Origin of the sequence: Roseovarius sp., assembly GCF_040223625.1 — a bacterium.
GTDB lineage: Bacteria > Pseudomonadota > Alphaproteobacteria > Rhodobacterales > Rhodobacteraceae > Roseovarius.
Genome location: NZ_JAVKFX010000026.1, coordinates 12,960 through 25,248, shown reverse-complemented (window position 1 = coordinate 25,248; position 12,289 = coordinate 12,960). Strand labels below are relative to the sequence as shown.

The 12,289-nt window shown below is 64.5% G+C and carries 15 protein-coding genes and 1 pseudogene; 8 read left to right on the top strand and 8 right to left on the bottom strand.

The features are described from left to right. The first annotated feature begins 114 nt into the window (after positions 1–114). Entirely contained in the window at positions 115–945 is an 831-nt protein-coding gene (locus RLN94_RS06790; protein ID WP_350124376.1) for a helix-turn-helix domain-containing protein, read from the top strand. Between the two features lie 63 nt (positions 946–1,008). On the opposite strand, the gene RLN94_RS06785 is transcribed toward RLN94_RS06790, so the two are convergent. The 3 genes from RLN94_RS06785 to RLN94_RS06775 form a co-directional block, all read right to left on the bottom strand. After that, a complete protein-coding gene (locus RLN94_RS06785; RefSeq protein WP_350124373.1) occupies positions 1,009–2,016 on the bottom strand; it encodes an MFS transporter in 1,008 nt (335 codons plus the stop codon). Continuing rightward, positions 1,908–2,540 carry an MFS transporter gene (locus RLN94_RS06780; RefSeq protein WP_350158446.1) on the bottom strand — a complete coding sequence of 211 codons (633 nt, stop codon included), beginning with the start codon at positions 2,538–2,540 and terminating at the stop codon, positions 1,908–1,910. Before RLN94_RS06780 ends, RLN94_RS06785 begins: the two co-directional genes overlap by 109 nt. Positions 2,541–2,618: 78 nt before the next feature. Beyond that, entirely contained in the window at positions 2,619–3,377 is a 759-nt protein-coding gene (locus tag RLN94_RS06775; protein WP_350124367.1) for an SDR family oxidoreductase, read from the bottom strand. A gap of 115 nt (positions 3,378–3,492) precedes the next feature. Here RLN94_RS06775 and RLN94_RS06770 point away from each other — a divergent pair, with 115 nt between their 5' ends. Beyond that, the gene (locus RLN94_RS06770; RefSeq protein WP_350124364.1) at positions 3,493–4,377 is read left to right on the top strand and encodes a LysR substrate-binding domain-containing protein; all 885 of its coding nucleotides are present in this window, start codon (positions 3,493–3,495) and stop codon (positions 4,375–4,377) included. Between the two features lie 56 nt (positions 4,378–4,433). Here RLN94_RS06770 and RLN94_RS06765 read toward each other — a convergent pair whose 3' ends face one another. Beyond that, a complete protein-coding gene (locus tag RLN94_RS06765; RefSeq protein ID WP_350124361.1) occupies positions 4,434–5,204 on the bottom strand; it encodes a MerR family transcriptional regulator in 771 nt (256 codons plus the stop codon). A 127-nt stretch (positions 5,205–5,331) separates the two neighbouring features. Between RLN94_RS06765 and RLN94_RS06760 the strand changes: the two are divergent. After that, a pseudogene (locus RLN94_RS06760) lies at positions 5,332–5,409 on the top strand (BBE domain-containing protein); the annotation flags it as partial. Between the two features lie 117 nt (positions 5,410–5,526). Here the strand turns inward: RLN94_RS06760 and RLN94_RS06755 are convergent. The 3 genes from RLN94_RS06755 to RLN94_RS06745 form a co-directional block, all read right to left on the bottom strand. Further along, complete coding sequence (locus RLN94_RS06755) at positions 5,527–5,952, bottom strand: VOC family protein (protein ID WP_350124358.1); 426 nt, start codon at positions 5,950–5,952, stop codon at positions 5,527–5,529. Between the two features lie 189 nt (positions 5,953–6,141). Beyond that, positions 6,142–7,353 carry an MFS transporter gene (locus RLN94_RS06750; RefSeq protein ID WP_350124355.1) on the bottom strand — a complete coding sequence of 404 codons (1,212 nt, stop codon included), beginning with the start codon at positions 7,351–7,353 and terminating at the stop codon, positions 6,142–6,144. Positions 7,354–7,518: 165 nt separating this feature from the next. Beyond that, positions 7,519–8,427: a LysR family transcriptional regulator gene (locus tag RLN94_RS06745; RefSeq protein WP_350124352.1), complete on the bottom strand. Its 909-nt coding sequence runs from the start codon at positions 8,425–8,427 to the stop codon at positions 7,519–7,521. A 69-nt stretch (positions 8,428–8,496) separates the two neighbouring features. Here RLN94_RS06745 and RLN94_RS06740 point away from each other — a divergent pair, with 69 nt between their 5' ends. The 5 genes from RLN94_RS06740 to RLN94_RS06720 all read left to right on the top strand — a co-directional run bounded on the left by RLN94_RS06740 (position 8,497) and on the right by RLN94_RS06720 (position 11,272). After that, on the top strand, positions 8,497–8,823 hold the full coding sequence (locus tag RLN94_RS06740) for a cupin domain-containing protein (protein WP_350124349.1): 327 nt from the start codon (positions 8,497–8,499) through the stop codon (positions 8,821–8,823). Between the two features lie 121 nt (positions 8,824–8,944). Continuing rightward, positions 8,945–9,421, top strand: coding sequence for a VOC family protein (locus RLN94_RS06735; protein WP_350124346.1), 477 nt, complete (start codon positions 8,945–8,947; stop codon positions 9,419–9,421). Positions 9,422–9,436: 15 nt separating this feature from the next. After that, complete coding sequence (locus RLN94_RS06730; protein WP_350124343.1) at positions 9,437–9,847, top strand: alpha/beta fold hydrolase; 411 nt, start codon at positions 9,437–9,439, stop codon at positions 9,845–9,847. Next, positions 9,811–10,299 carry an alpha/beta fold hydrolase gene (locus tag RLN94_RS06725; RefSeq protein WP_350124340.1) on the top strand — a complete coding sequence of 163 codons (489 nt, stop codon included), beginning with the start codon at positions 9,811–9,813 and terminating at the stop codon, positions 10,297–10,299. The genes RLN94_RS06730 and RLN94_RS06725 overlap by 37 nt, the downstream gene beginning before the upstream one ends. A gap of 265 nt (positions 10,300–10,564) precedes the next feature. Beyond that, on the top strand, positions 10,565–11,272 hold the full coding sequence (locus RLN94_RS06720) for a hypothetical protein (protein ID WP_350124337.1): 708 nt from the start codon (positions 10,565–10,567) through the stop codon (positions 11,270–11,272). An 8-nt stretch (positions 11,273–11,280) separates the two neighbouring features. On the opposite strand, the gene RLN94_RS06715 is transcribed toward RLN94_RS06720, so the two are convergent. After that, the gene (locus RLN94_RS06715) at positions 11,281–12,180 is read right to left on the bottom strand and encodes a helix-turn-helix domain-containing protein (protein ID WP_350158445.1); all 900 of its coding nucleotides are present in this window, start codon (positions 12,178–12,180) and stop codon (positions 11,281–11,283) included. Positions 12,181–12,289: the final 109 nt, after the last annotated feature.

Genomic DNA, 12,289 nt, shown 5'->3' with positions numbered 1-12,289 from the left:
TCAGGCTTTAAACGGGTGCCGTTTCTGGCAATACTTCAACAGGGGACGCAGGCGCTCCGTTTCCGTCTGACGGGGAACGCCAAGGCGGCCCATCAATCGTGGGTTCGGCGTGTCATGGATGTGGGCACAATCCTCAGAATGGCGCGGGAAAAGGCAAAAATCTCGCAGCTCGCCCTGTCCCTCAACCTGGGCGTTTCGCAGCGGCATGTGAGCTTCGTGGAAAGCGGGCGGTCGCGGCCCGGGCGGGATCTTATCGTGAACTGGATGCGGGAGGTGCAGGCCCCCGTGTCCGTCGGCAATGCCGCCCTGCTGAGCGCCGGGTTTTCCCTGTTGCCCGATCATGTCCTTTCGCGTTCCGACGGGCTTGAGGACGTCGGCGGTGTGCACCATCGGGTTCTGGATCTGCATGACCCGATGCCGGGCATGATCTTCAACGCCGACTGGCGGATGATGCGGCTTAACGCGGGGGCGACGTGGCTGTTCGGTCGGATCATGCGGGAGTTTATCGAAACCCTGGGCGACGACAAAACCAACTGGGACATGATCGCCGGCATCGCCCATCCCGGCGGGCTTTTGTCACGGATGCCCGAGCCGCTGATCATCGGGCGGCGGCATCTGGCGCAGTTGCGGATCGAACAGCTCAACCGCCCCTGCATGAAATCGCGTGTCGACGCGCTGGAGCTTGTTCTCAAGGAAAAATTCGGTGAGGCGCTGTACGTAACTGGGGCAACCGACCCGGAACCGGGGCTCGACCTTTGCTTCGACACGCCGCATGGCAGGCTGAGCTTCTTTACCGTCCAGACGGTGTTCAAGCTGCCGCAGGACGTGGCGCCGACAACGATACGGACCGGGCTCTGGTATCCGGCGGATCTTGCGACCCGCCGGGTCCTTGAAGCGAATGTTCCGATGCGGCCGGTCCTGGAGACGGATCAGAGTGTCGCTTGACACCTTCGGGACGCCGACCTCGGCCGACCCGCGTTCCGAACCAGGCCGGGGGGCGATGGGGTTTCAATCGGTCGCGGCGCGACGCAGTGATCCGGCCGCGAGTGCGACGGCCAGGGCGATCAGCGCGCTGAGCACCGCGACCGTGGCGAACGAGTCGACATATGCCTGAACGATTGCCGCGCGGATCACCTCGGCCTGCTGAGCGGGGAAAGTGGCGAGCTGGGCAAATGCGTTGCTGATCCCGTCCTGCAGGGCCGGTGCGGTGTTCGTTGCCGCATCGGGCAGAAGGGCCGGAACGCGAGACCGATAGACCGCCGCGACGACGCTTCCGAGAAGGGCAATGCCGAGCGCGCCACCCAGCTCCGAGCTGGTCTCGGCGATCGCTGCTGCCGAGCCGGCCTTGCTTTCCGGCGCCGCGCCGACGATCAGGTCCGCCGACAGGGCGAAGACCGGTGCGAGCCCGATCGAGAACAAGAAGGTCGCCGCCATCAATGACGCGAAGCTGCCCCACCACAGGGATGCCGCGAGCAGCGCGAAGCCGGCCGCGGCGACCGCCAGGCTCGAGGCCATGACGGAGGAGGGCGGGATCCAGCGCAGAAGCGAGGGCGCCAGCAGCGATCCGGCCACGAAGCCTGCGGCCGAGAAAAGGGTCCACAGCCCGGCCTCGAACGTGCCCATGCCGAGGACCAGCTGCAGGTGCTGGGCGAGGAAAAGCAGTGTCCCGAAGGCGAGGAAGAATCCTGCGAGGTTGACGACGAGCGCACCGGAGAAGCCGGGCCTCCGGAAGAGGCCGAGGTCGAGGAGCGGCGCCCTCAGCCGCGTCTGGCGTGCGATGAAGGCCCAGCCCAGTGCAAGGCCCACGGTCAGCACACCGATCGAGGGAGCAGACAGGTCGCCCACCGCCACGTGCTTGACGCCGTAGACGAGCGTCAGCATGGCGGCGAGGGACAGGACCGCGCTGGTCAGGTCGATACGCTCGCCGGACGGATCGCGATGCTCGGGCAGCAGGAAGGGGCCGACCCGAGCAGCAGGGCCATCACGGGGATCGCGATCAGGAAGACCGAGCCCCACCAGAAGTATTCCAGCAGCATCCCGCCGATAAGCGGGCCGATTGCGCCGCCGACCGAGAAGCTCGCCATCCAGATGCCGATGGCGAAGGTGCGTTGCCCCTCGTCCTCGAACATGGTCCGGATCAAGGACAGGGTGGATGGCGCCAGTGTCGCCGCCGCGACGCCCAGCAGGGCGCGCGACGCGATGAGCATGCCCGCCGTCGTCGAGATGGCGGCGAGAATCGACGCCAGGCCGAAGGCGGCCGCACCGATCATCAGGAGCCGCCGCCGGCCGATCCGGTCGCCGAGCGCGCCCATCGTGACGAGCATACCCGCCAGCAGGAAGCCGTAGATGTCGACGATCCAGAGAAGTTGCGTGCCCGTCGGCCGGAGGTCGGCGGTGATGTGCGGGACGGCGAGGTTCAGGACCGTCAGGTCCATGGAATAGAGGAGACAGGGCAGCGCGAGGATCGCGAGACCCCACCATTGGCGCGGCCCGGCCTTTGCTGACGGGGCGAAGCCGTTCGTGAGAGAGTTTACCGACATGGGTCTGCCTTTCGGATGGCCGCGCCCGGCCTTGGCCGGGGCGCGGTGCTGTTGATCGGAAATGCGAGGGGTAAGCGATCAGACTGCGGCGCTGATCTTCTGGCCGAGGCCGCCGTCGACGGCGAGCTTGGCCCCGGTGGTGAAGGTGGCCTCGAAGCCGAGGAAGAGGACGGCGCGCGCCACTTCCTCGGCCGTGCCGTTGCGCTTCATCGGCGTCACCTGGTCGCCGATTTCCTTGAAAGCCTTGCGTTCCTCGTCGGACAGGCCTTTCACGCCCTTGGTCGGAGTGTCTATGAAGCCGGGGCTGACAACGTTGACCCGGATGCCGCGCGGCAGCAGCTCCACCGCGAAGCCCGAGGCGAAGGACACGAGCGCCGCCTTGGTGGCGCTGTAGACGCTCATGCCGGGCTCGGCGCCCTCGTCGGCGACCGAGGAGGTCATCACGATCGACCCGCCGTCACGGAGGAGCGGTGAAAGGCGCTGCACGGTAAAGAAGGCCCCCTTGGTGTTGACCGCGAACTGGCGGTCATAGGATGCCTCGGTGACCTGCTCGAAGGGCTCCAGCTCGGCCACGCCGACATTGACGTGCAGGAAGTCGATCCGACCGAGCCGCTGGCCGACGATCGCGCCGAGTAGCGCGATGTCGTTCATGTCCGATGCGTCTGACTTGACGGCGTGGGCCTTCCCGCCCAGTTCGTCGCGCGCCTTTTCGACGTTCGACTGGTTGCGCCCCGTGATCAGGACCTGGGCGCCGCCTTCCGCCAGCAGCTTTGCCGTGGCGAGGCCTATTCCATGAGTTCCGCCGATGATGACGGCGTTCTTGCCTTCGTATCGCATGTTCGTGCTCCATTTGCGTCGCCATGATCGGCGATCTTGGAGAAGGTACTGTCGAGGACGTTGTGCGGGTATCCGTGTAGTTGTAGACTGATCGTCCCTATATGGAGACAACGGAATGCTTAATCTGAACGATCTTCAGATTTTCGTACAGGTGGTCGACCACGGTGGATTCACCGCCGCCGGGCGCGCGCTGGGCTTGCCGAAGCAGACCCTCAGCAAGCGGGTCATCGAACTCGAGCGGCGCGCCGGTGTCCGGCTCATCCAGCGGACATCGCGCAGCTTTGTTGTCACCGAACTGGGCAGCGAGCTTTACCGCCACGCCGCGGCGATGGTCATCGAGGCCGAAGCGGCGGAGAATGTCATCCTGGGCCGGCTTGCAGAGCCGAGCGGTACCGTCCGGGTCACAGCATCCGTGCCGACCGTGCAGACGCGGCTTGCCCCCTTGCTGCCGCGTGTCGCGACCGCCTATCCGAAAATCCGGATCGTGCTGCACGCCAGCGACCGTTTCGTGGATGTCGTGCAGGAAGGGTACGACATCGCGTTGCGCACCCATTTCGACCCGCTCCCCGATTCCGAACTCGTGCAACGGCGCGTGAGCACGGAACACTTCTGGCTGGTCGCGTCGCCTTCTTACCTCGACGGCCGAAAGGTGGACGACCCGGATCAGCTGTCCGGGCTGGACGGCATCTTTGCCCGCCAAGGGCAGACCGACTGGACGTTGACCTCTGCCCATGGCGGGCAACGTTCGGTCACGCTTGCCGCGCGCTATGTTGCAAATGAAGGGAATGCCATTCTCGCGGCGGCGGCGGCTGGTCTGGGGGTTGCGTCGCTGCCGTCATCCATGTGCGAGGCGCAGGTGGCATCCGGCGCCCTCGTCCGGGTTGCGCCGGCCTGGACCGCAGGCGAGATTGCGACAACGTTGATCGTGCCATCCCGGCGGGGTCTGCTGCCGTCGGTGCGCATCGTGGCCGACCTTATCGCCGCGCAGCTTCGTGGTTGAGGGCGGCATCGGACAGCGAAGATGCCGGCCCGGCCCGAGCCGGCATCTTCAGCGCCTCAGCCTCGCCGCCCTCCCCGGCACCGCATGGCGGCGCACAGAAACTCGGTGAATCCCGTCTCGATGGATTCGAACCGTGCCCTGAAGTCGGGATGCTCGTAATTGTCTGCGAGCCGTGCATGGATTTCTGGCGGGCAGTCTCTTCCCCAGCTTGATGCCACCCAGGCCCGGTGTCGTTCGATGACAGGATCGAGGGACCTGGATTCAGGTGCAATACCATCCCGGAAAGCGGCGGCGAGGTGCTGTTCGATATCCCTGAGTTCGGACATCATGGCCTCTCTCTCCCCGGGTTCCAGGTTCTCCATCTTGCGGCGGCCCTGTTGGATGTGCGCCCTTACCTCGGGCCCATGCATTGACTCAAGCCAGGCTTCGTACTCTGCCTGTTTCTTCGGGTCGATGATACCGGAATACAGTTCCGCGTCGTTCATGGCCCTCTCTCCTTCGATTTCGGCGATCGTGCGGTCGATCGTCTTCAGGATTTCGGCGGAACGGGCCATCTCGTGGGCCATGCGCTCGCGCTGGTTCTTGAGCGCTACCAGACGGTTGAAGTCTGGCGCGTCGAGAATCGCGGCGATGTCCGAAAGCGAGATACCCAGTTCCCGATGGATCAGGATTTGCTGCAAACGCAGCAGTTCTTCCCGAGTGTAGTAACGATACCCGTTCTCGCCGACATAGGCGGGATGGAGCAGGCCGATCTCATGGTAATGATGCAGGGCGCGCACCGAAATACCCGCCAGGGCTGCAACTTCGCTCACCGTATAGGTCGTCATACTCACCTCCTGCGACTGTCCGCAGGACCCTTTGTTAGGGCCTGACGCAACGTGAGGGTCAAGGCGAATCTCTCGACCGATTTTCGAATCTTGCACCGGGGAGGAAGACTTCTGAGGCGTCAATTATGGCCGTCTGCGAGCGGTCAAGACGGCTTGCGATCCCGACAACCTGTTCCATGTTCATCACGGGGTCACCCCGGGATAGCCGCCGCGAAGGGCCAGCGTCCGTGGTTTCGGGGCACGCGGGGGGGGTCGTGGTGCCCCCCGAGGTCATCGGGGAGCATCCTGTGGTGTTCGGTCGTGGAGACGATAGACGCGATCTCTACTCCGTCATGTACTGATCCCAGAAACCCGCCTTGGGTTCGATCTGCTCGACGATATCGACCAGAACGCCGGCCGGGTCGCGGGTCATGAAGCGGCGCTGGCCCCAGTCCTCGTCCGTCAGGGGATGGACGATGGGCGCGTCGCCCGCGCTGAGACGTTCGAAGACCGCCGCCGCGTCGGACACCTCGATGGTCAGGATCATGCCCTTCCCGTCGAAGCTTTCCGGTCCGGGCGGGGTCGAGGGGTGGTCGGGATGCATGAAGGCCAGCGTGGCGCCACGGCTGTCCTCTTCGGCGGGGCCGACCAGGTAGATGAACCAGCTTGCCTCGAAGGCAACGTCGAAGCCGAAATGGGTGACGTAGAAATCCCTGGTTTCGGCCAGGTTCGGGGTGGTGACGAGGGGGTAGAGGTCGCGAACCTTCATGCGGGGTTCTCCTTCTGCGTAAGTGTGGTGGGGCAGGCTGGCGATCAATAGAAGGGTCAGGGCGAGTTTTGCGAAGGTGCCAACTGATTTCCCTATGAATCTGTGGAAGGGCGTCATGTGGGATCACTCCTTGTGCGGTAGAGGGCCATCTGTGTGCCGCACTCAAGCAGGAGAGTTGCGGCTGCTCAATTACGTCCGAGGTAATGCTTTCATGGCGTCGTAATCCATGACCTTGCGGAGGCCGCTGAGAAAGGCGGCAAGGAAGGACAGGCCGAACAGGGTCGCCACCGCCCACAAGCCCGCTTCGGGAGACCATGTGCCGGCGATCGCGCCGCCGAGCAGGGCGCCGAGCGGCCGGACACCGTAGATGGCGGTCTGGATCACTGCATTGACCCGGCCCAGCATGTCCTCGGGTGTCACCAACTGGCGTACGGTGTTCTGCACGACGAGCCACATGGAGGGGCCGAAGCCGAGAAGAAAGAACGCCGGGTAAAGCACGAGTTCGGGGGACCGGGCCGGGACGGCCAGCAAGAGCACCGATGCAACGGCGGAGCTTGCCGGGCCGGCAATCAGGATGACACGGGGTGGAGTGGCGGGTGCAATCCTGCCGGCCACCCAGATGCCGGATATGGCCGCGATACCAAAGGCCGCCATCGCGCCAGCGAAGAGGGATGGATGCCCGCCGTACACCTCGACGATCACGGGAACCAGAACGACGAGCAGGACCGCGAAGGCAAGGTTCCAGAATATCGCGCAAAGAGAAATGGGCCGGAGCAATCCGTGCCGGAGGACAAGATTTGCCCCCATTGCCAGGCGTCCGGGGAGCGGCTGTTCGGGGGAACGTGCGCGGGATACCGTGGGCATTGTTCTGACGACCATCAAGGCGGCGAAGGCGCCCGCAGCCGCAATGCAGAAGGCGGACGTGGCTGTTTCAGCGGAGAGCAGAAGGCTCAGTGCCAGGGGCACCAGGAAAGAGGCCAGGGCCCGGGGAAGGGAGACGCGCGCGTTGGCGGGTCCCAGGCCCCGGGCGTCGACAAGTTTCGGTAAGACGGAGAATGTCGCCAGTTCGTAAAGGACGATCCCGAGCCCGGCCGTCGCGATGGCCAGCCCGAAAACGGCAATGCCCCCTGCCGCCAGGGCCAGCGCTGCGGCGCTGAAGCCCGCAAGGGCCAGCAAGGTGGAGGCGATGAGGATCGTTCTTAGCTGAAAGTGATCGACGACCAGGCCGAAGGGAATCGATCCGATCAGGAGGGCGGAGGACTGGCAGGCCACGAGCAGTCCGATGACGCCCGCGGAGGCGTCGAAGACCAGAAGAGCGACAATCGGCACGGCCACGAGGGCGATCTGATCGGCGGCGTACATGAACCGGGCGGACATGACGAGGCGGGATAGGGGCGGCATTCATTCGTTCTCCGGAAGGCTGTGCCGGAGAGTATGGAACCGGGGGCAGCAAGCGACCCGTTTCCTGCGCGTTCGTGCGGATCGTTGTCGATCTGAAGGAAAGAAGGCGCGTGTGTCGGGGTTGCCGGAACGCGGGACCGGTCGGACCCGGCGGGCGAGGCGGGGTCAGTCGCCGTGGCGGCCTTCGAACAGCGGCTGCAATGCCTTGAACCGGCTGGCGAGGTGATCGGACAGCGCCAGTATTCTGGCGGTGTGGCGAAGTTCGGCATGGGTGAGAAACCAAAGATCGCTTGCAAGTGTGTCGATCGGGGGGCCGATCCGCCGCAACCGCGGGTCGCCATCGGCGAAATAGCAGGGCAGGATGCCAAGCCCGATGCCGCCGGCCACCGCCGCGCCCAGCGTGAAGAGGCTGTTGGCGCGCATGACGGCCTTGTCGAGGAGGCCCCGTTGCTTGAGCCAGGCGAAGGAGGCCAGGTGTGCAAGTTCCACATCGGGCACGATCCAGTCGTGATCCGCCCATTCGGAGCCGGCGGTGGAGGCGGACTGGCGTGCGCCGTAGATGCCCACCGCGATCCTGCACAGGCGCCGGCCGACGAGGTCGTCGTCGGGTTCACCGCCCGCGCGGAGAGCCGCGTCCACCTCACGCTGGCGGAAGCTGGCCATGCCGACACCGGACCGGACATCCAGCGTGATCCGGGGAAACGCTTCGCGAAACCCTGCCAGCACAGGCATCAGGGGGCCGGCCACAAGCGTATCGACCGTTGCGAAACGGATCGTGCCCGAGGCGTCGGTATCGGCATCGCCGATACGGGCTTCCAGCGAGGCGACCTCGTCCGCGAACCTTTCTGCAAGTGCGGCGGCGTCCCGCCCCGCCGCTGTCAGGGTCACGCCGGTATTGTCGCGGCGAAACACCAGGGTTCCCAGACGCTCCTCCAGCGCCTTCGCCTTGCGGAACACGGTGGGGGTGCTGACGCCCAGCTTCTCGGCGGCCGCGGCAAAAGAGCCGGCCTGCGCCACCCACAGGATCAGCCGCAGATCATCCCAGTGCAGTCTATGGTTTTCGGAATGCAGCATTACGTTTCTGATTCTACATGAATTACATTTTTGATGCTACACCGGAAGTCCAACCAGGAGATGCAAAACATGAAAGCGAAAGCACACCCACCTTTGTCATCCGCCTGGCGAGGAGAGGTCGAAGGCCGGTCAATCGGGTCCGAGGTGTCGATCATCTTCAACGCCCTGGCGGTTTGCGGTGAGGGGCCGGGGCTGCATCGCCACCCCTACGCGGAGACCTTCATCCTCCGGAAAGGCATCGTGACATTCGTCATCGGGGCAGAGGTGATCGAGGCCCGGGCAGGGCAGATCCTCGTGGCCCCTGCGGGCGTGGCCCACAGCTTTCGCGCCAAGAGCGAGCGGGTCGAGATGATCGATATCCACGCCAGCCCGCGCTTCGTCACCGAGTGGCTATGACCCTCCCGGAACCGAAGCGCAATTACCCGGCACGTAATTGAGCCCAGTCTGAACGATCCTTACCGCTTCAGGAGACAACCGGACAACCAACGCATCACTCCACTCGGAAGGAGCCCCGAGAATGACCAAGCAAGGAAACCAATCAACGGTGATGACCATGACAAAGATGATATTCGTGAATCTGCCTGTGAAGGATCTTGAAGTCGCAGCGCGCTTTTACGCCGCGATCGGGTGCGAGAAGAACGAGCAGTTCAGCGATGAGAACGCGGCCAGCATGGTCTGGTCGGAGGCGATCACGCTGCAACTGCTGCAGAACGATTACTACGCCACCTTCACGTCGAAGAGGATCGCCGATGCGAAAGAGACCAGCGAGGTTCTCATCGCCCTGACGCGCGACAGCCGCGAAGACGTGGACGCGACCGTGGCAGCTGGCGCGAGCGGCGGCGGCAGGGCCGACATTCGGGCGCCGCTCGACATGGGCTTCATGTACAACCGCGTTCTGGAAGATCCCGATGGTCATGTCCTCGAATTCGTGTGGATGGACATGGCGGCCGCGGGCGACTTTCCGGCGGACACCCCGGACCATTCGGCGGCGTGATCGGGAGACCAGCACATGCTACGTTCCATTCTCATCGCACTGACCGTCTTCGCGTTCGGGCCGGCTGCGGCCCAGACGCAGCCGACAGGCGCGCGCGTCGACGTCAATGGCATGGAGATGTATTACGAGGTCTCCGGCGAAGGCGATCCGCTGATCGTCCTTCACGGGGCCTATATGAACATCCTCACCATGGGCGACATCATCCCGAAACTTGCCGAAACGCGCCAGGTTTATGCGCTGGAGTTCCAGGGCCACGGCCGCACGACCGATATCGACAGGCCGATCACCTATCAGACCCTTGCCGACGATGTGGTGGCCTTCATGGACGCGGTCGGGATCGAAAAGGCGGATGTCTTCGGCTATTCCATGGGGGGGTCGCGGGGTTGCAGATGGCCATCCGGCACCCGGAGCGTATCGACCGGCTGATTGCCGCGTCGGTGGCCTATGACATGGAGGGCATGCAGCCCGACTTCATCGCCTTTCTGCCGCAACTGACCCCCGAGCTGTTCGTCGGAACGCCGTTCGAGGAGGAATGGCGCAAACTTGCACCCGATCCGGAAGGGTATCCTGCGGTGGTCGAGAAGCTGATCGCGCTGGAGTTCGAGCCCATGGCATGGGGGGAAGACGTCGCGGAGATCGAGGCGCCCGTCCTGATCATCGCAGGCGATGCTGACACGGCGACGCTCGAACACACCGTTGAAATGTTCCGGCTGTTGGGCGGTGGCGTCATGGGGGATCTGGGCAAGCCGCTTCCAGCCTCGCGCCTGGCGATACTGCCGGGCACGTCGCACACTGCCGTGATCGGGCAGGCCGAGTTGTTGCACAGCCTTATCGAACCGTTTCTCGAAGGCGAGACGCCCAAGGGCATGTTCGACTAGAGACCCTTTCGGCATTTACCTTTCGAGCGCCTCCTGCCGCCCGCGCGAGGCAGGAGGCGGTGCCATTACGTCAAGCGCCACCGATGCCGCGATGGCCGCGCACATGTCTTTACATCCATTTTCAGCGATTAACCCGGTGGCGTGAAAGGACGCCTGTACACTGTTCCCGGACAACAGCTTCCGGACACGTACTCAGACGCCCCGATTGATGGGGCCCGTTCCGGGGGGCATTGCAACCGAGGACCTTCAAGGAGAGGACTGGACGATGAGACTTTCTGCAACGGCGGCGCTGGTTTCCGGATTGATAGCGGCGGTGCCATCATATTCCCATTCGATCAAGGGGCAGCCGACCGAGGCGATCATGGCCTCGTTCGATATCATCGAGACCGATGTCAGGGTCAAAGGCGAATTTGCCATCTTCACGACGCGGGTGCGGGGGGACGCGGGCGCGGACAGGCCCGAGGCGATCGGCACTTTCGAGGGGTCCTCGGTCTATGCGTATGTCTGGCCGACCTCGCTTGACAGCGGCGACATCGGCTTTGATCCGGGCCAGGGCATCGTCGCGCTGGCAGTGACGTTTCACCCGGATTTCGACGATGCGGCCTATGGCGGGAAGAACCGCGATGTGTGGCATCCGCATTGGGTGGTGCTTGCCCCGGACGAGGCCTGTGGCGCCGGGCTGAAGGTGATCGACATCCCGGCGGGTACGACGCCGCGGGTGCCGCCGACATGGCCGGGTGTGCCGTTGCTGATCGACAGCCCCGAGTACGAGACGCGGCTCGATGGCGACACGGTCGAGGTTGCGATTCCGCTTTCGGTGATCGGCAATATCGTGGGGGCGTCGTTTGACGGGGTAACCGCCGGGCTTCGGATCAACGGGAACCTTCATGCGCCGCTGCTTTGCGTCGCGGACGTCTTCGAGATCGCGTCCGGCGACCTGAGCCTGCCGGGAACCGTGGCGCCGTCGGAATAGCCGCCCGGTCAGGCCCGAACCCGTCGCCGGAAGGCACCCGGTGTCTGCTGGAACCGGCGGCGGAAGGCCTTGGCGAAGGCGGTCTGGGACGAAAAGCAGCAGAGCGCAGCGATGTCGGTCAAGGAAATGTCGGTGCGTCGCAGCAGTTCGGCGGCGTGTTCGAGGCGGCGCCGGCCGATGTAACGGCCCGGGGTTTCGCCGGTCGCGGCGGTGAAGGCGCGGGAGAAATGGTAGCGGCTGAGACAGGCGACGGAGGCGAGATCGGCGATGCTGAGCTCGCTGTCCCAATGGGTTTCGATATAGTCGCAGACCCGACGCAGGCGGCGCCTGTCGAGCGCGCCGGTTTCGGGGCTGCGGGGCGCTGACCTGGAGGCTCTGTCGGAGAGGTCGAAAAGGTGCGCGGTCAGGGCCATCGCGAGATGTTCCATCAGCAGCGCGCCGCCCGACGTCTCTTCGCGGAGCTCGGCCACGATCCGGAGACAGATCTGCCGGACGAACTCGTCTTCGAGGCCCGCGCGGTAGAACGCCTCGCCGAATTCCGGGCGGTGAGAGGTGCTTTCGGAGCGGATGTCGAGCTGTGACGGCGGCAGATAGACGTGCAGCACCTCGGGGATATTCTCGGTGATCCGGATATGGTCTTCCTGGATACCGGAGGGGCAGAGCCAGATCGTGCCGGTGCGGCTGGGCGTGATTTGCAACTGGCCGTTGCCGCGACGCTGCACGCTGCCACCGGCGCTGCCGTGAACCGCGAAGGTGATCTCGGTCTGTTGGGCGCAGATGTCGGGGATCTCGCCCGCGGGATGCGCGCGGAGTTCTGCCGCGATCCCGTTCCAGGACCGCGATTCCGATGTGGCCAGAAGACCGGCCTTTGGGAACTTCATCACCCCGTGATCGAGAAGCGATTCCACCCCGTACTCCAGTGATGTCGAGAGACGTTCGGGCAAAAATACACCAGATTTCGCGGGTCCGGGAGAAGATTCAGCACTTTGGAACCATGGGTGCGCAATCGCGGCGAAG